The organism is Persicobacter diffluens, from assembly GCF_036244895.1.
In the GTDB taxonomy this organism is placed as follows: Bacteria; Bacteroidota; Bacteroidia; order Cytophagales; family Cyclobacteriaceae; genus Persicobacter; species Persicobacter diffluens.
Genome location: NZ_BQKE01000001.1, coordinates 990,187 through 1,009,244, shown reverse-complemented (window position 1 = coordinate 1,009,244; position 19,058 = coordinate 990,187). Strand labels below are relative to the sequence as shown.

At 41.6% G+C, this 19,058-nt stretch carries 16 protein-coding genes; 10 read left to right on the top strand and 6 right to left on the bottom strand.

Going from position 1 to position 19,058, the window contains the following annotated elements; all coding sequences use genetic code 11:
- The first annotated feature begins 100 nt into the window (after positions 1-100).
- The 9 genes from AAA970_RS04275 (at position 101) to AAA970_RS04235 (ending at position 13,119) form a co-directional block, all read left to right on the top strand.
- Positions 101-1,813 (top strand): alanine/glycine:cation symporter family protein, encoded by a 1,713-nt coding sequence (locus AAA970_RS04275; RefSeq protein ID WP_338236091.1) that lies wholly within the window; start codon positions 101-103, stop codon positions 1,811-1,813.
- A gap of 371 nt (positions 1,814-2,184) precedes the next feature.
- Entirely contained in the window at positions 2,185-3,306 is a 1,122-nt protein-coding gene (locus tag AAA970_RS04270; protein WP_338236090.1) for a tetratricopeptide repeat protein, read from the top strand.
- A gap of 92 nt (positions 3,307-3,398) precedes the next feature.
- The gene (locus AAA970_RS04265; protein ID WP_338236089.1) at positions 3,399-5,234 is read left to right on the top strand and encodes an ABC transporter ATP-binding protein; all 1,836 of its coding nucleotides are present in this window, start codon (positions 3,399-3,401) and stop codon (positions 5,232-5,234) included.
- Between the two features lie 195 nt (positions 5,235-5,429).
- Positions 5,430-5,705 (top strand): hypothetical protein, encoded by a 276-nt coding sequence (locus tag AAA970_RS04260; RefSeq protein WP_338236088.1) that lies wholly within the window; start codon positions 5,430-5,432, stop codon positions 5,703-5,705.
- 17 nt (positions 5,706-5,722) lie between these two features.
- On the top strand, positions 5,723-7,261 hold the full coding sequence (locus tag AAA970_RS04255) for a YifB family Mg chelatase-like AAA ATPase (protein ID WP_053404152.1): 1,539 nt from the start codon (positions 5,723-5,725) through the stop codon (positions 7,259-7,261).
- A 148-nt stretch (positions 7,262-7,409) separates the two neighbouring features.
- Positions 7,410-9,698 carry a TonB-dependent receptor gene (locus AAA970_RS04250; protein ID WP_338236087.1) on the top strand — a complete coding sequence of 763 codons (2,289 nt, stop codon included), beginning with the start codon at positions 7,410-7,412 and terminating at the stop codon, positions 9,696-9,698.
- Position 9,699: 1 nt separating this feature from the next.
- On the top strand, positions 9,700-10,617 hold the full coding sequence (locus AAA970_RS04245; protein ID WP_338236086.1) for a DUF4249 family protein: 918 nt from the start codon (positions 9,700-9,702) through the stop codon (positions 10,615-10,617).
- 239 nt (positions 10,618-10,856) lie between these two features.
- Positions 10,857-12,638, top strand: a complete 1,782-nt coding sequence (locus AAA970_RS04240) for an OmpA family protein (protein WP_338236085.1) — start codon at positions 10,857-10,859, stop codon at positions 12,636-12,638.
- Positions 12,639-12,708: 70 nt separating this feature from the next.
- Positions 12,709-13,119, top strand: coding sequence for a hypothetical protein (locus AAA970_RS04235; protein ID WP_338236084.1), 411 nt, complete (start codon positions 12,709-12,711; stop codon positions 13,117-13,119).
- Positions 13,120-13,166: 47 nt separating this feature from the next.
- Here AAA970_RS04235 and AAA970_RS04230 read toward each other — a convergent pair whose 3' ends face one another.
- The 4 genes from AAA970_RS04230 to lysS all read right to left on the bottom strand — a co-directional run bounded on the left by AAA970_RS04230 (position 13,167) and on the right by lysS (position 16,573).
- Positions 13,167-13,433, bottom strand: coding sequence for an RNA recognition motif domain-containing protein (locus AAA970_RS04230; protein WP_053404147.1), 267 nt, complete (start codon positions 13,431-13,433; stop codon positions 13,167-13,169).
- A 212-nt stretch (positions 13,434-13,645) separates the two neighbouring features.
- Positions 13,646-14,056, bottom strand: coding sequence for a c-type cytochrome (locus AAA970_RS04225; RefSeq protein WP_338236083.1), 411 nt, complete (start codon positions 14,054-14,056; stop codon positions 13,646-13,648).
- A complete protein-coding gene (locus AAA970_RS04220) occupies positions 14,053-14,331 on the bottom strand; it encodes an Rdx family protein (RefSeq protein ID WP_053404145.1) in 279 nt (92 codons plus the stop codon). Before AAA970_RS04220 ends, AAA970_RS04225 begins: the two co-directional genes overlap by 4 nt.
- A 496-nt stretch (positions 14,332-14,827) precedes the next feature.
- Positions 14,828-16,573 carry a lysine--tRNA ligase gene (lysS, locus tag AAA970_RS04215; RefSeq protein ID WP_053404144.1) on the bottom strand — a complete coding sequence of 582 codons (1,746 nt, stop codon included), beginning with the start codon at positions 16,571-16,573 and terminating at the stop codon, positions 14,828-14,830.
- A 222-nt stretch (positions 16,574-16,795) separates the two neighbouring features.
- Between lysS and AAA970_RS04210 the strand changes: the two genes are divergently transcribed.
- Positions 16,796-17,251 carry a DinB family protein gene (locus tag AAA970_RS04210; protein ID WP_053404143.1) on the top strand — a complete coding sequence of 152 codons (456 nt, stop codon included), beginning with the start codon at positions 16,796-16,798 and terminating at the stop codon, positions 17,249-17,251.
- Positions 17,252-17,680: 429 nt separating this feature from the next.
- On the opposite strand, the gene AAA970_RS04205 is transcribed toward AAA970_RS04210, so the two are convergent.
- A complete protein-coding gene (locus tag AAA970_RS04205) occupies positions 17,681-18,673 on the bottom strand; it encodes a DUF4412 domain-containing protein (protein ID WP_338236082.1) in 993 nt (330 codons plus the stop codon).
- A 154-nt stretch (positions 18,674-18,827) separates the two neighbouring features.
- Complete coding sequence (locus AAA970_RS04200) at positions 18,828-19,004, bottom strand: hypothetical protein (protein WP_338236081.1); 177 nt, start codon at positions 19,002-19,004, stop codon at positions 18,828-18,830.
- Positions 19,005-19,058: the final 54 nt, after the last annotated feature.

Here is a 19,058-nt window from a genome sequence, read left to right as displayed (position 1 = left end):
GGCAATTTTTCATAATATTGTCTTTTCTTTTAATCTTCCCCTATCACCAAAATCTTAACCAAGGGGTGCTATAAACCCAATTTTCATTGACTAATACCAAATGATTCAATCACTTAACAACTTTCTAGCCACCATCGACAGCTATATTGGCGGGTCGATGTGGTTTGTCTTCGCCCTTTTAGGAACGGGTTTGTTCTTCACCATCTATCTCGGTTTTCCCCAAATCAAGTATTTCGGACATGCTCTGAAAATTCTTTCAGGCAAATACGATAAAGACACCGATGAGGGAGATACCTCTCATTTTCAGGCATTATCCACTGCTTTAAGTGGCACCGTTGGAACCGGAAATATAGCCGGCGTAGCACTAGCGGTACACCTGGGAGGTCCTGCCGCCATCTTTTGGATGGTCGTCACCGCCTTTTTCGGCATGACCACCAAATTTGTGGAAGTTACCCTTTCCCACAAATACCGGGAAAAAACAGCGGATGGCACCATGGCCGGCGGACCGATGTATTTTATGAAAAACCGCCTGAAAATGCCTAAGCTGGCAGCCGCATTTGCCATTTTTACGGTAATTTCTTCTTTCGGGACGGGTTCATTGCCCCAGATTAACTCCATCTCCAACGCCATGTTCTCCACTTTCAGCATTCCTCACTGGATCACCGGAGCGGTATTGGCCGTGCTTTTGGCAGGCGTCATCATCGGAGGAATTAAGAGAATCGCGGCGGTCACCTCAAGACTAGTGCCTGCTATGGCGCTTATTTACCTTGCTGGAGCCTTATTGGTCATCATTTATAATTATGAAAATATTTTACCTTCCTTATCAGCGGTATTTCAGGATGTTTTCACCGGATCCGCCGCATCGGGAGGATTTTTAGGCGCTGCGATTTCCTTTGCTTTTACCAAAGGAGTCGGTCGAGGCTTATTTTCCAATGAAGCCGGTCAGGGATCAGCACCTATTGCCCATGCCTCTGCGAAAGCACACGAACCGGTATCAGAGGGAATGGTAGCGATTTTGGAACCCTTTATTGATACCATCGTCATTTGTTCTTTAACCGGCTTAGTATTACTTTCCTCAGGTGTTTGGAAGGAAAAGCATGAAAACGTTTTCCAAAACTCTGATATGGTCGTGCTCAAGGACCATTTCAATGAAAACAATCAGGCAGATAGAACCGCAGTGGCCAAATACTTCAGTGGGGACAAAAGCCTGCCCACCTTTAGTGGTGAGATGCAGGTGGTTGACGGGCAAATACAAAATAATGTAACGGTCTTTCATAACCGGTCCTGGGCGGAGGACATCCAAATATTCACCAAAACCGAAAAGGGCACCATGCCCTATAATGGAAGCCTGCGCTTTACCAAGGGCAAATGGGACAGTCAAGCAAGCATCATTTTTAAGGGAAAATCACTGCTGCACTCCTCTCCTCTAACCGCCATAGCTTTCACGAAAAGCTTTTTGGGGGAGAAAGGAAAATATATCGTCACCATTGGGCTACTCCTTTTTGCCTTTTCCACGGCCATCTCCTGGTCCTATTACGGAGACCGGGCCATGACCTTCCTTTTCGGCAGCAGATCAGTCATCTGGTTCCGGGTGGTGTATGTCGTCTCTTTTTTCATTGCCTCTTTCACCGACACCACCATTATCTGGACATTCTCGGGCATCGCCATTGCACTGATGACCTTGCCGAACCTCTTCGGCATACTGACGCTGCACAAGGAAATGAAAACCACCATTAATGATTACTGGAATGACTTCGATAATGAATTTCCCGGGCAACACCCATCGGATAAACCAGAGGAACTAATCAAATAAATGATCTTAGGTGAGCCCGCAGGGTTCACCTTTTTTTTTACGCTTCGTTAATAATGCTAAAGTCCAGGAGCAAAAATTCAAGCGGAATTATTCCCCACTAAATGCAGCTAGATACCATAAGGAGTTTTATTTCAGCTTGTTAATTTTGGCTTTACTGATTTTTATTTAATCCCAACTTGGCAGGTTGCTTTCTCCTCCTTTAACTGCTTTCTTGGATTCAGCTAAACGAGGATTTAAGCATGAATAATCTGGCTTAAGTATGAAAAACCCGACTTAACGTAAAAATCAAAGTCGAATCACGCAAAAACTCGGTTTTATTATTATTTATTGTATTTTTACAACATTATTTTTAATCATACTATTCCCATACAATGATCAAAAAACTGCTGAGCACGCTATGTTGTCTTTGGATATTTGCCACCTGTTCTATTGCGCAAATAGATGCCCGCCAGTACTTCACATTGGCGAAAGGCAAATACGATATCCAGGATTACACTGCTGCTTTGGAGTATATCAATCAGGCCATTGAAGGAGACAGCAGCTTTTTAAATGCCTTCCTTTTGCGAGCGCAAATTCATGATGCCAAGGCGAAATACTCCGCGGGAATAAAAGATTATACCTATATCATTGATCAGATTGGTCCTAATACGCCTCAATCTTTTAGCTATTTATATCAGCGGGCCATTTTACACCGGAAAAGAAAAGATCTGGTTTCTGCCGAAAAAGATATCAATCAGGTGATTCGATTAAATCCCAATTATGCCGATGGTTTTGCCGAAAAAGGTTACATCAACTTTCTGCAACGAAAGCCCAAGACCGAGGCGATTGCCTCCCTGAACAAAGCCATCAATATCAATCCCAACAATTCTGACTTCTATAAACGCCGGGCCTATTTATACGCCACCACCATTGATTTAAGACTAGGCGAACCGGATTTGGGGGCTGCCATTATTGACATTAACAAAGCCATTGCCCTTTCCCCAAGGGACAATGAACTCTATAATATCCGGAGGAATTATTACCTGAAATCCAATCAGGATGATCTGGCCCTGAATGACCTTACCCGATCCATTAGCTGGGGAGAATACGATGAAAAGCAGCTTTTTGAAAGAGGAATGCTCTTCATGAAAAAAGGAAATTACGATCTGGCCGTTAAGGATTTTAATGCTGCTATTAAGTATAAAGATGAAACCGGACAAACCTGGCGATATCTGGGGTTGGCTTTTCATAATAAGGAAAATTACTTCAAAGCCATTGAGCTGTTTACCACGGCCCTGGATCGTTTTGAAAAAGAAATGAAAAAATTGGATCCCAAAGATGACCGGGACCGGCTATTCCGGGTAAAAAACCTATACGGTCTTACCTATATCGAAAGAGGCATGGCACATATAGAACTCAATCACTTACAGGAGGCTTGCTACGATTTCCGCCAGGCATTGGATTTCAGTCCGGAAAAGGCCAACAACTATCTCAACCAATACTGCGAGCCCTAATTCACCTAATTGCAGTTGGATTGTTTTTAAAACTGCGGAGAATTGCCCTAATTTGTGCACTGTTTTAATAAATGCCTTTAGGCAATCTTTTAATGAAAAAATACCTTAGAATTTTAAAATTCGCCAGACCTGTTGGCGTTAAGGTCCCTATATATATCACCCTGACTTTATTGACCACCATTTTTAGCCTGGTTAATTTTACGCTTTTAATCCCGGTATTAAACTTACTATTTGATGCGGAAGGTGCCAAAGCAAATGCAGTAACGGTCTTACCGGAATTTGCGCTTTCCAAAGACTATTTCATTGGCTTATTCAATTACTATTTTACGCAGTACATCAACGACTACGGTCCTGCGGGAGCATTACAATATGTCTGTGGAGTATTATTGGTATCGAATTTCTTATCGAACTTATTCCGCTACCTTTCTCAATTAATTTTGATTTCGGTACGCTCCAGGGTGATTTATAACCTGCGCAAAATCACTTTTGATAAAATTAATAAGCTTCACTTAGGCTTTTTTAACAAACACCCCAAAGGTGACATTATCGCCAGAATTACTTCTGATGTTTCGGAGGTAGAAAACTCTGTGGTTCAGACCTGGACGGTAGTATTGAAAGAGCCATTGATCATCATCATGTACTTTGTCTTGCTGTTTAATATGTCTGCTAAGCTTACGCTGGTGGCCCTTTTGGTTTTGCCACTTTCCGGCGGGGTGATTGCCGGCTTAGCCAAAAGATTAAAAGGGGTCTCCAAAAAGCACGCCCAGTCTTTTGCAAGCATTATGAGCCGACTGGATGAGTCATTAGGTGGTATTCGGATTATTAAAGCATTCAGTGCAGAGGGTTTTGTCATTGGTCGATTCGAAGAAGAAATCAACCGATTCCGCAAACTGACCAACTCCTATGCCCGAAAAAACCAGGCAGCAAGTCCGCTATCTGAATTCCTGGGAATTTTTGTAATCATCGGCCTATTATTCTTTGGGTCTTCTATGATCCTGACAGAAAACCCGGAGCTTTCAGGGAGTATTTTCATTTCCTTCATGATCATTTTCTCTCAGGTACTATCTCCGGCCAAGGCCATGTCTAATTCCTTTTCCAATATTCACAAGGGTTTAGTTGCTGCAGAGCGTGTATTTGAATTGATCGACTTAAAACCAGAAATCCAAAATGCCCCTAACGCTCAACCGTTAAAGGGTTTTGAAAAATCCATCAAATTTCAAAACGTAGGATTCACCTATGATGATAATGAAGAACAAACCATCAAGGATGTTTCCTTTGAAATTCCGAAAGGAAGCACGGTGGCTTTAGTTGGGCCTTCCGGTGGCGGAAAATCTACCCTGGCAGACTTGCTTCCCCGATTTTTTGATATTCAGGAAGGAAAAATCACCATTGATGATCAGGACATCAAAGAAACGACCATTGAGAGCCTCAGAGCGGATATGGGAATTGTATCTCAGGAGTCTGTGCTTTTTAACGATACGATTCACAATAATATCGCCTTTGGCATGCCCAATAGCAGCCGCGAAGCCGTTACGGAGGCAGCCAAAATCGCTAATGCACATGATTTCATCACTAATCAGGAAGAGGGTTACGATACCATCATTGGAGAAAGAGGTTCAAAACTTTCTGGCGGACAACGCCAGCGCATCAGTATCGCCAGAGCTATTTTGAAAAACCCGGACATTTTAATTTTGGATGAAGCTACCTCAGCCCTGGATACCGAATCCGAAAAGCTGGTTCAGGACGCACTTAACAAGCTGATGCAGAACAGAACTGCCTTTGTCATTGCGCACCGCCTGAGTACCATTCAGCATGCTGACCAGATTTTAGTTATTCAGGATGGGCGATTAGTGGAACAGGGAAAACATGATGATTTGGTGGCCATGAATGGGCTGTACAAAAAATTACAAGCCCTGCAGAGCACATAAAATATGTGCTCTTTCCCAAAAAAATGATGGAATATCCATTACATTTTTATATTTTTCCATACAGGTAAGGAAATGGCCGTATTTAAAGAATCAAATATTACATTTCTAAGTTTACTTCCTAAAAGATTTATCATCTTTGTTTGAATGAAAGGTCTCTCAACATCACTACACGTATTATTTTTCTTCATCATGTGCATGATGTTATTTTTCGGGCTGAATGCCGAAAATTACGCTTTGCACATACTGGAATACTTTGACTGGATTGGTATCGTCATGGTGATTATATTCGCCATTTACCTTTTTTCAGTGGGAAATGTCATATGGAATTTCCGTAAGAAAAATAGCCGCATTAAGCTTCAGGAAAAGGAAATCACGAGACTCAAGGCAAAGATGTTCGATCTTGATGAGGAAGTGAAAGAACAAAAGCGTAATAAGACTGATGAAAGTTCTTCACTACCTCCCAGTAGTTAGAACCTAATCATTAGCCTATGCTTGCCAAGACCTTTGGAAGCGCTGTTTATGGCGTAGACGCACAATTAATTACCATCGAAACCAGCATTGGAGACGGCACTAAGTTTTTTATCGTTGGCTTGCCCGATTCTGCGGTCAAAGAAAGTCAACAAAGGGTAGAGGCGGCCATCAAATACAATGACTACTACATGCCCCGAAATGGAATGGTAGTCAATATGGCACCTGCTGACCTCAAAAAAGAAGGCGCTGCTTATGATCTGCCGATTGCCCTGACAACCTTAGAGGCCTCCGGCCAAATCCAAACCGACATTCTCCAGCAATACCTCATCATGGGAGAGCTCGCCCTCGATGGCAGCATCCGCCCCATAAAAGGTGCTTTGCCTATGGCCATTGCTGCCCGAAATGAAGGATTGAAAGGGTTCATTCTTCCAAAAAGTAATGCCAATGAAGCCGGAATAGTGAATCAACTGGAAGTCATCGGAGTGGATCACCTCAAAGACGCCATCAACCATTTATGTGGACACAAAACCATCCCCCCCACCCGAATTGAAACCAGGGAGATTTTTGTAAATGAAAGTACCCTTTTTCAGGATGACTTCTCTCAGGTACAAGGACAGGAAAATGTCAAACGCGGACTGGAAATTGCCGCTGCCGGAGGACATAACCTGATCATGATTGGCCCTCCCGGGGCTGGAAAAACCATGCTCGCCAAAAGATTGCCCAGCATTCTCCCCCCTTTAAATTTACGCGAGGCCTTAGAAACCACCAAAATCCATTCCGTTGCCGGAAGATTAAAATCCGACGCCAGGCTCATCGCCACCCGACCTTTCCGCGCGCCACACCATTCTATTTCCGACACCGCACTGGTGGGAGGCGGAACCATTCCACAAGCAGGAGAAATCTCGCTTGCCCACAATGGCATCCTGTTTTTGGATGAATTACCCGAATTCAAACGAACGGCTTTAGAGGTGATGCGACAACCACTGGAAGAGCGAAAGGTAAATATTTCCCGCGCCAAACTGAGCGTTAACTTCCCTTCTAATTTCATGCTCATTGCCAGCATGAATCCCTGTCCGTGCGGATATTTCAATCACCCTGAAAAAGAATGCGTTTGTAACCCCAATCTTCGACATCGTTATTTAAATAAAATTTCAGGCCCTCTATTGGATCGAATAGACCTACATGTAGAGGTGACTCCCGTAAATTTCGAACAACTAACCTCCGAGCAGCTTGAGGAAAAAAGTGACCGCATCAGAGAAAGAGTGATGCTGGCCAGAGAAATTCAACACCAAAGATTTGAAGACTTCCCGGAAATTCACAACAATGCCATGATGACCTCCACCCTGGTAAGAAAATATTGCAAAATTGACCATGACGGTAAACAGCTTATTAAATCAGCGATGGAAAAACTGGGACTTTCCGGCAGAGCATTTGACAGAATTCTAAAAGTCAGCAGAACCGTTGCAGACCTTGCCCATTCCGAAAACATTAAGGTGGAGCATTTATCCGAGGCCATCCAATACCGGAGTTTGGATCGCTCCATGTGGACCGATTAGGCCTATTTTTCGTGACTTGTGAATAAATAGTTGAGGATCTAATTGATTAATCCCAAAAACAGCCCTTACATCACTATTCTAATTTTTAATGTAAACTAGACGTAAGAAATTTAAGTATAATTCATAAATGCCCATTAATCGACCATTTATGAATCCAATGTTACGTCTCTTTTTTTGCCTTTTTTGCTTTAGTCTGTCACTTTCTGGCTATGCCCAAAAAATCCTTCAATATGAGGGTCAGCTCATAGATGCTGAAAACAATACCCCTATTCCATTTGCGCTCATCGCGGATCAGCATGGAAAATACGGGGGGATTAGTGATGAAAATGGAAATTTCTCATTTAAAGCGCCTGCTGGTATAGTATTCACCTTCTCCTCCGTTGGATACAAAACCACCAGCAGACCACTTCAGGCATCCCAAACCATTTCCCTCATCCCAGCAGCCAAGCAGTTGGAAAATGTAATGATCCGCGCAAATGAAACACCTGAAAATATCCTGGAAAAAGCCGATAAAACGATTCAATTAGAGGAACTCAAAAGCCTTCCTCAATTCCTGGGAGAAACCGATATTATCAAAAATATTCAAATGCAAGCCGGGGTGTCCACAGTCAGCGAAGGTACCTCCAGCTTTTTCGTCAGGGGAGGAAGCGCTGACCAAAACCTCATCCTTTTGGATGGAGTACCGATTTATGAAGTTTCCCATTTATTTGGAATAGTATCCGTATTCAACCAGGACATGCTTTCTTCTTCAGACCTCTATACCGGAGGCATCCCGGCCAGGTATGGAAGTCGACTATCCTCTGTTTTAGATGCAAAGACAAAAAAACCGGATCTTCATCAATTAAATATTAGCGGAGGAGTTGGTTTATTGTCCTCAAGAATAAATGTCGAAAGCCCGATCATCAAAGAAAAACTCAGCGTTAGCATCAGTGGCAGGAGATCATACATCGATTATTTTCAAAAACAACTTGCTCCTGAAGAAGCTAAAAGAAACTTTATATACTTTGGGGATCTTTATGGACAAATCTATTTCAGACCCTCTGAAAAAGATCAGATTCATATTTCAGCCTATTATGGACAGGATCAATTCACTTCCATTGATAATTTTTCCTTTTCCTGGGGAAACAAACTGGCTCAAATAAACTGGGATCACTATTTCCACAAAAATTTCTACATAAAAACCGGGGCAAATTTTTCTGAATTCGGCTTCCAGATGAACAATCCGGCTGATCCCCAACTGGCCTTTTTATGGGAAAATCAGGTTCAAAACACACAGCTATTTTCAGAAATGAATTGGAAATATTCCAAAAGCGATCTCCAAATCGGGTTTCAGGCAAATTACAGTCACTACCGCCCGGGAGAGATTAGCCCGCTATCCACCTTTAGCCAATTTTTAGAGTTTAACCTCCCCCAGTATCATAATACGGAATATTCCATTTATATACAGGAAAACTATAGTTGGGACAAACTGCAACTGAGCTTTGGTCTACGCTCCTCCGTTTTTCAGCATATTGGCCCCTGGGAAATCCGACAAAATGGACAGAAAATATCAAAAATTAAGGATTTAGCACCTGTGTCCTCTTTTTATCATATTTCTCCCAGGCTGAATATTCATTATCAGCCGAAAAAAAATACCGATCTCTTTTTCTCCTTTCAGAATATGTACCAACCGGTACATCAAATTACCAATGGCACTATTCCTTTGCCATTTAACACCTGGATACCAAGCTTTAAAAACCTGAATCCACAAACCTCTATTCAGTACACCCTAGGAATAGAAGAACAGTTAAATGCTTCTTTTAGTACCCGAGTGGAACTGTTCTACAAAGAACTCACCAATGTATCTGAGTTTTCCGATAATGCACAAACCATCGGGAATCCGGATTTAATCTATGACGTCAGACAAGGTCGGGGAATGGGTAGAGGGGTGGAGTTCACCATTGACAAAACTAAGGGAAAACTAAAAGGGCAGTTTAACTACACTTACTCCCGCAGTATTAGAAAAATTGATGGCGTGAATCAAGGGAAACAATACGACACTTCTTTTGACCGCCCCCATATCTTCAATCTTTGGATGACCTATAAAATCAATGAACAATGGAAAGTAGGGAGCACCTTTCAATATGCTAGTGGACGACCAACCACCCTTCCCTCCTCCAAATATCAATTCAGGGGTTATGCACTCAATTACTTCCCACAACGAAATAATTACCGAATGCCGGATTTTCATCGATTAGACCTTTCGGCTACCTGGACTCCCAAATCCAACCAGGATCGCCGATTCAAAAGCTCATTGACCATGGGCGTATATAATGTTTACAATAGAAAAAACTTGTTTACCATTATGGCATCCAACGATTCCAGTGGAAAAGCTGTTTTCAAACAAGTCTACCTATTCCCGGTAATGCCAACTTTAAGCTATAATTTTGAATTTTAGTATGAAAAACATTTATAGAAACTTAAGCCTTATTTTCCTTTGTACAGTAATTTTAGCCTGTGAAGAAGTCATTCAAATAGAGCTTCCGGCACATGAAAATATTTTGGTAATCGAAGGCCTGATCGCTGATTTGGAAGGATATTCTTATGTTTCTCTTAATCAAACCTTTGGGTTTTATGATTCTTTATCTCCTCATGATATAATTACCAATGCCGAGATCATCGTTACCGAACACTACGGGGAGAAAACACTGAAAATCCCTTTCCTTTGGAATGAAGACAAACAAAAATACCTTCCACCCAATTGGGAAATTTTTAAGGGGAAAGTTGGAGCTACTTATCATTTATCTGTCAACTGGATGGGGCAAAAATTTAGTGCGGAGGACTATTTAGTGGAGAATAAATCAGAAATTAGCCTGAACTATAAGCTGAACTCCGGAAGAATGGAAAGCTTAAAGAATAATCCGAAGGAAGAAAAGGATAGGCGTGTTTTCGATTTAATGGTGAACTTTAAAGAACCCAACGAAGAAAAAAATTACTACCAAATTCGCTTTCTGGTCAATGGCATAGAATCCAACGGAAACCAATCCACTGTATATTTATTCGATGACGAACTTTTCGCCTCTTCCTTTAGTAACTTCAAAGCTCCTGTCACCTTTAAGCCGGGTGATAATGCTTCAATGGAGGTATTAGCCTACACGGAAGAAGCTTATAATTATTTCAAAGAAGTACAAGGGGGCATCAACAACGCCGGAGGCCTTTTTTCGGCCATCCCCTCAAACCCTCAGACCAATATCATCTCAGAGCAGCCTGTTTTGGGTCGATTTATTGTCACCGGAATGAAAGCGGAAAACATTTATATTGAGGTAGATTCGGTTACCCGCAAAATCTATAATGAGGCCATCAACCATCAACCCTAAGAAAGGGACACCTCTGGGAAATGTCCCTTAGCTAAACAGTCCAAATGACCTCCTAGAGAAAATATCCTATAATTTGATATAAAACAACAAGAACTAGCATGTAACATTTGTGTGCTTTGTTAATTTTTTTGATATTTTTGTATAGTAAGGTTATAACCAAAATCTTTAAAAGTTAACCTGATCTTTCATAAACTTTAAGTCACCTATATTGTCATTTTTTAATGACCAAACATTGACCTATGCTACGCTACATTTTTATTGCTTTATTTTTTTGGTTCAGCATTCCCCATTTCTTGTGTGCCCAGAAAGCTGATCCTAATAAATTTGATTTTAACAGAATTGGCAAAAATGTCAATTCCTCCTATCACGAAAGTTCCCCCCTTGTTTCACCGGATGGTTCTACCTTATATTTTACCAGAACCAATCACCCGGATAATAAAAAGGGGACGGATGGCGGACAAGATATTTGGTTCTCCGAAAAACAGCCTAATGGCAAATGGGGACCGGCCCAACACATGAAATCCCCACTCAATAACAGAAGGTTTAATGAGGTGATGTGGATTTCTCCTGATGGTAATTACCTATTGGTTCGCGGTGCCAGTAAGAAAAAAGAAGATGGCCTAGCCATCACTACCCGTAAGGGGGACAGCTGGTCCACTCCAACGCCACTAGATGTTAAGGACTTTCTGAAAATGCGAAAAGGGAGATTTTCAGGCGCCACCATGAACAGTGACATGAGCGTGCTCATTCTTTATTTTAGTGAAAAAGACAATGATAAATTTAGCGATCTTTATGTAAGTTTTAGAGTAAGTGGGACAGCATATTCTACTCCAATGCGCTTGGAAAGTTTAAATACACGGCGAGATGAGTTTGCCCCATACTTATCTCAGGATGATCGTACCTTGTATTTTGCCTCCAACCGACCTGGTGGTCACGGAGGAATGGATATTTACTGGGCAGAAAGAATGGATGACACCTGGCTGAGATGGAGCAAGCCCATGAACATCGGTAAGCCGATCAATACCGACGGATTTGACGCCTATTTCTCACTCGATAATGAAGGCAATGCTTTTTCTACCCGTACTTATCCGGGCACGGTGGGCAACTCCCTGGATATCCTGGGATTAATCCCAAAACCTCCGGTTCTGACCTTATCCGGAACCATTTTGGACAAATCCACACAAATGCCGGCACAGGTAAGCCTGGAATTAATCAATGTTCATGCAAAAGTAGATACCTTTTTCTACAATAATGAAGGTGGATATTACGAAATAAATCTACCACAGGATTATGAGTATGATTTCAAAATTGCTTTAGGCAGTAAAACACTGATCAGCCAACAACTGAAAACGCCAAAAATAAAGCAAGATTCTACCATGGTTCTGGACTTCGAAATTGATGCGCCAAAAAAATTGGCAAGCCTCAGCGGCCTGGTACTCAACAAAAACACCAACCTGCCGGTGGAATGCGAGATAAAAATCAACGGCCCGGAGAATTTCACCACTAACAATGACGCTTTTGATGGCGCTTACGGAGTTGAACTCGCCAAAGAAGGAAGTTATGAAATAACCATTAACACCGAAGGATTTTTAGCGGTTTCCTTGCCTGTAGAGATTGAAGCAGAACATTTTGACAATGGCTATATCCTGGACATTTATCTGAGTCCACTAGAAGTGGGGACAACGGTAAGACTGGATAATGTATTTTTTGATTTTGACAAGGCCAGCCTGAAAACAACCTCCTATGGCGCATTAGATAAAGTGGTGGAGTTTTTAGAGGGAACACCCAGCATGCAGATTGAAATTTCCGGACATACCGACAATGTTGGGAATGATCAATATAACCGCAAGCTTTCTAAAGACCGAGCCAGAGCAGTAAAAAAATATTTAGTCAGTCAGGGTATCGCCGAGTGGAGAATCACTTCTCAGGGATATGGAGCAGATAAACCGGAAGTCGCAAATGACTCAGATGAGAATAGAGCCATTAACCGAAGAGTAGAATTCACCATTCTTGATATGTAATATTTATAGCCAAAATAGCTTTTTTGCCCTTTAAAAAAGATTGATTACTTTTGGGAAAACAAATAATGTCATGACAAGAAACTTATCGATTTTCACCCTCCTCCTTTTTTTATTCTCCTGCAATAGTGAGGAAAAAAAACAGAAAGAAGAGCTTCAAAGCATCTATAATGAAGTGATCGATATTCATGACGAAGCCATGCCCCGCATGGGAACAATTGTTCGATACCAATCAGAGATTCAAAAATTGTTGAAAGATTCCACCTCCAGCGAAGAGCAACATGCACAATTCAGACAGGTTAATGTTGCTTTATTAAAGTCTGAAAAGGCAATGATGGAATGGATGCACCACCTCAACACCCAGTATGATACGCTGGACTATCAGGAGGCAAGACAGTATTTATTAGAAGAAAAAAATAATATTTCAGCCATTAACAAAATGATGGCAGAAGCCCAGGAAGAGGCAAAAAATATAATTCCATAACAAAAAAGGCCGCTATTAATCAGCGGCCTTTTTTGTTTATGTTTTTTTTAGTGAGAGCGAGGAGCCATTTCCTCTTTTGGCTTCGCTTTTTTCACTACAATTGTACTTCCTTCAAAGTAAAGTTCATTCGTTTCTACAATTGCCATATAGGCTTCAGGATCATTCGGCATTTCTACAAAACCAAATCGCTTTGACTGACCTGTTTCACGGTCAAAAATAACTCGCGCAAAAGCTACCTCACCATACTGCTCAAATAATTCACGAAGGGAATCGCTAGTGGTATCCGCCCCTAGCTTAGCAACAAAAATGTTCATTTTGAAAATAATTAAAAGATTAAAATAGGAGCAATTATCCTTTGAGGAATACGGAAGGAATGAGAATTCAGCATATCCAGATTCTATAAAGAAAAATTTCTCTATGTCAATCAGTCCAACAATGACTAACAGACTAGAAATTAATTATTTAAGAACACATACCAAAGCCTCAAGGGAAATAATTACAAAAAATATAAATTTAGGTACAATTGTTATTTAACACAGTCTTTTAGAGCGTGCTCCACATCCTCTAAACTCACGCGATCTGAAGCCCCACCCCAGGTAATCCGGACAAAGGTGGCAATCTCAGCAATGTCCAAATTTTTAAGCTCTGGTATCCCGGGCATGGGCTGGTCATAAGTTTGCCCATTTACCACAATCTCCCCTTCCATACCATTCTTTATCGTGCAAATGACGGCTTCCTTATCTGATAAGTGTTGAGAATCCTTCAAAGGAGGATATAATTTCCCCAGCCCACTTCCATCTTGCTGGTGACAGTTCGCGCAATAGGTTTGATACAACTGCTGCCCCCGTACCATATACTGCTTGGTTTTGGTGGTTTCTTCATCACAGGCCGTCAGTGCACAAAAAATAGCAATTGTGGAAAAAAAGTAGCGTTTCATATTCCTCTGTCATTATGCCCCAAATCTTTTTCAGGCGCTATGATATCTCTGATTAAGCGTTTCAATTCCTTGGGCTGAGGAAATCTGCGTGAAGTTTTAAAGGAAAACACCTGTTCGGCATCTATCCAAACCTCATAAATACCACCTGTTCCTGGCTGCAGCTTTACCCCCGCGATTTCGGTTTCGAAAGTCTGTAAAAGTTCCTGCGCCATCCAACCGGCCCGAAGGAGCCACTTGCATTGTGTGCAATAAATAATTGTTATTTCCGGTTTCAAAAAATTGGATTTTAGTTTTCAAAATAAAAATACTAATCAATCCAGGAATAAAAAGCTTTAAGCCGGATTATTCATACTGAAATCCTCCTTTAGCCGCAAGACGGGAATTATGAAGGAGTTTTACTAATTCGAGTTTTTTTCCAAGGAAGCCGATGATGGAGTTAAAAGCAAACTCACCCAAATATGGCAATTAAAAAATCAGCCCGCCCATAACAACCTGACAACAATCCAACTTAGAAGGAGTCGCTAAATAATAGCGGTGAATCATTCTGATTAAGCGCGTATTTAAAAAGCCCTCCATCCGGCTGCAAAATCGAATTATTAGCCGCGATTTTGGATAATTTCTCAACAATAGAGATGCTATTCTCTCAAAATAATCGACATCGCTTCTGCATTACTTCCAGTTTTCGCTAGTCATTTTGGCTTTTAAACACGCTAAAAGCCAAAAAAAAGGACACCACGAATGCAATGTCCTTTCTTGTTATATTTTTTTTAATTAAGCCTGAACCGTTTCCAACCAGGCTTCTACCTCTTCTTTGGTTGGGTTCTTCACCTCTTTCAATTTCATTTTCTTACGCATTCCGCAAACATCCTGATGCAATTTATTGGCCTGCAATTCTGCAAAATCAGACTTCTGTACCAAGCCTAATTTCTGAAGAATCTGAATTAAGTCTTCCGCAACGCCCATTTCCAGGTAATCCGCCTCCGACATATAAACCACACGCTTCTCCGGCTTCATTTGTGGAAAGAATAATACTTCCTGAATGGAAATGTTATCGGTCAACAACATCACCAAACGATCAATACCAATACCCAGTCCAGAGGTTGGTGGCATACCATATTCCAATGCTCTCAAGAAGTCATGATCGATAAACATCGCCTCATCATCTCCTTTATCCATCAAGCCCATTTGCTCTTCAAAACGTGCACGCTGATCAACCGGATCATTCAACTCAGAGTAAGCATTCGCTACCTCCTTACCGTTAATCATCAGCTCAAAACGCTCGGTTAATTCCGGATTATGACGGTGACGCTTACACAACGGCGACATCTCTACCGGGTAATCCGTAATAAAAGTAGGCTGAATGTAATGTGGCTCACATTTCTCTCCGAATATCTCGTCAATCAATTTCGCCTTACCCATGGTTTCATCTGTTTCGATGCCCAGATCTTTACAAACCTGTACCAAAGCAGCTTCATCCATACCGGTAATATCCACTCCGGTGTGCTCCTTGATCGCATCGATCATGGTCACACGACGGAAATTACCACCGAAATCAATTTCAGTACCATCAACAGAAACTTTGGTTTCACCATTGTTCACATTCTTTACAATGTACTGCAAACAACGCTCAGTGAAATCCATCATCCAGTTGTAATCCTTATAGGAAACATAAATTTCCATGGCCGTAAATTCCGGATTATGCGTACGGTCCATTCCTTCGTTACGGAAGTTTTTGGAAAATTCGTAAACACCGTCAAAACCACCTACGATCAGGCGCTTCAGGTACAACTCATTCGCAATACGCAAGTACAATGGAATATCCAAAGCATTGTGGTGCGTAATAAATGGACGTGCTGCCGCTCCACCCGGAATAGATTGCAAAATTGGGGTATCTACCTCCAAGTATCCCGCATCATTGAAAAACTGACGCATGGAGTTTACAATCTTAGTACGTTTAATGAAAGTGTCTTTAACCTTATCGTTTACAATCAAGTCAACATAACGCTGACGGTAACGCAACTCAGGATCAGTAAAAGCATCGTGCTGTACCACATTTCCTGCCTCATCTTTGGTCTCTTTCACGATTGGAAGCGGACGTAAAGATTTAGTCAAAAGCTTGAACTCAGTTACGTAAACAGAAAGCTCTCCTACTTGCGTCTTAAAAACATAACCCTTAATCCCAATGATATCTCCGATGTCCAACATCTTCTTGAACACCTGATTGTACATCGTCTTGTCCTCACCCGGGCAGATGTCATCACGGCGGAAATATACCTGGATTCTTCCAGTGCTGTCTTTAATTTCTGCGAAGGAGGCATTACCCATGATTCTACGGGACATGATACGGCCGGCAACCGTAATTTCCTTAAAATCATCAGGGCGCTTTTCGAAGTTTTGTTTAATATCATCAGCAGTGGTACTGACTACAAATTCTTCGGCAGGATATGGGTTCACTCCCATCTGCATGAGCGCCTCACGCTCTTCACGTCTTCTGATTTCTTGTTCGCTTAAGTGCATAAAATTTTCACGTATAAGTTAAAGGTACTACCTGACTATCCTAGCAGGCTCAGACCCTTAGACACATTTCGGCTGCAAAAATAAATAAACTATACCGAAGTACAAAGCCACGCCTAGCTATTGCAAAAAGAAGTGTATTACCAAAGGAATATTCCAATTTTTCAAACATCAGTGGATAATCCCCTGTGAATTGCGTATTTTCTAGAAAAAATACCGAAACTCATGGAACACAAAAACTTATACGAAGCAGTCGTTTTTGAAGAAATAAGGGAACGAATCCATCAGGTAAAAGCGGACACCATTCCGCTTTGGGGCAAAATGAATGCCGCTCAAATGCTGGCACACACTGCAGAGGTACAGGAAGTCACCAATGGAAAACCTTTAAACAACACCCCTTTTCTGGTAAAACTTTTCAGCGGATTCATCAAAAAAATGGTCATCAACGATACGCCCTACCCTCACAACACGAAAACGCATCCCCAATACGTTCAGAAAGGAGAAAAAAATTTCGAAAAGGAAAAAGAACGTCTATTAATGGCAATTTCTGAGTTTTATAACACCCCCGAACAAATAGCTAAAGAAAAAAAACATCCGATTTTCGGTGCGATGAGTCTGGAAGAAAAAGGCTGGGGGATGTACAAACATCTGGATCATCACCTGAGACAATTCGGAGTTTAGCAGAACAGTTAATGGGTTAATTCATTTGCGTACACACCAAATAACGGGGCTTTCAAAAGCAGTAAACCGCTATGGATCATCAGCCTACAAATATACCCTCCCAGACTGTTTAGGAAAATGGTATTCTTTTCCCAAATAACCAAAATGATGTAGCTCCAGACCAAAAGCCAGGATGATGATTTTATCCCCTGCATCTTACAGGTGTTTCTTCTATTTTTTTATTGCCCCGAATTGGTCGCCTCCACTTTCCACTCCGGCATCGGCCTGCGTGAAAATTTCAAGATAGCAAAAGTCCGCTATTTTCTCCGGCTGGCAGCTAAACGAGGATTTTAGCATGAATGGATCGGGTTAATTCGAATGAAATCGTCAATAACAAATCCTCCTCAGGGTGAATGAGGATCCCATACATCCTCACAGGAAAGCGGAACATCAATCCGTTTGTTTTTGCATATAATCCTGCATGGTTTTTAAATTCCAGTCGGCCATGGAAAACTTTCGATCTTGATCTGAGATTTCCGTCACTTCATAGGCAAAAGCATCTCCGGTTTTATATGTTTTGCCTGAAATGGCCATGATGAAACCATCCGGCGCCTGCCCCAACCCCAGTACATTCTGCTGCTTTCCTTTTTTCGCTCCTCTTTTGGCAAAAGCAGAAAAGAAAGGCGCATTATCATGATTGAATTCCGGCGCCAGCCAAAATTCTGCCTCACCATCCGGCCCTTTAGCCATATACTGATGACATTCGTAACCGTGCATGGTTTTGGTTTCTCCTGTTTTCGTAAAACTCACCTCATTAGATAGCAAAGCCGGATCCTTTACCCCTTTCTCTACATCTTCCACCTTTTCTTCCGCCATATCTTCCATGATTTGATCCACATCCAAAGCCATTGCCATCGCATTCTTCTCCCCGCTCTTCTCCTCTATTAAAGTAATGACAGCCTTATTTCCAGTATCATAAATCAATATACTCTGCGAATCTTTTTCTTTTTCTGGAAGGACTGACATTCCCCAATGATCACTCTCCTCATAAGGAATCAACAGATGCAAATCTGACTGATCGACCTTGCCATTTTTATTGGTATTTGTCACCTTTAAGGTCACCGTTTTATCAAAAGCATAGGCCTCTGCCACATCCACCGGCTTACTCATATTGCCCATCATGGATTCAATCATCTTATTCGCCTGTTCCTGATGAACCTCTTCCATATGCTCTCTATCCTGAGTAACAGAAGTCTGATTTTTCTTTTTCTTCTTTTTGCCGAAAAAAAAGCCTTCCAGCTTATCAAGGCCCTGGTCAATTCCCTTGTCCACTTTTTGATCGACACGCTGCTCTGTTTTCTGTTTTGCTTTGTCGGTAACCTCCTGAGCAGATACCGGAATTAATATCGATAAGGACAACAACAAAATCACCAAGACTTTCATAACAGATCGGATTAGTTACAGTAAGAAAAGCCGCATCCCCCCTATTTTGTTCTTCTATTCAGACTGATTTCCCCCGATTCCTAATACCCGATCCCATCGCAAACAAAAAAAGACGACCTACCGTCGTCTTCTGTTTTTTTATATCTGAGCTTTCCTATAGATAATCAGTATTCCCCTTAAGCATGCTTAGGTCAAACTGAGCAGCTGGGTAATCTTCTTCTAAAAAGTGAACACTTCTTTTCGGACGGTTTTTTTTTGATTGCACCTTAACACCATCCTCTTTGTCATACCAGTGGGCATGTGCTTTCTTTTGGCCCGCTTTTGTTTTCATTTCACAAAAAAATTAATGGTTTACAATTTGGTCCTTCTTCCTTGGACATGTTCA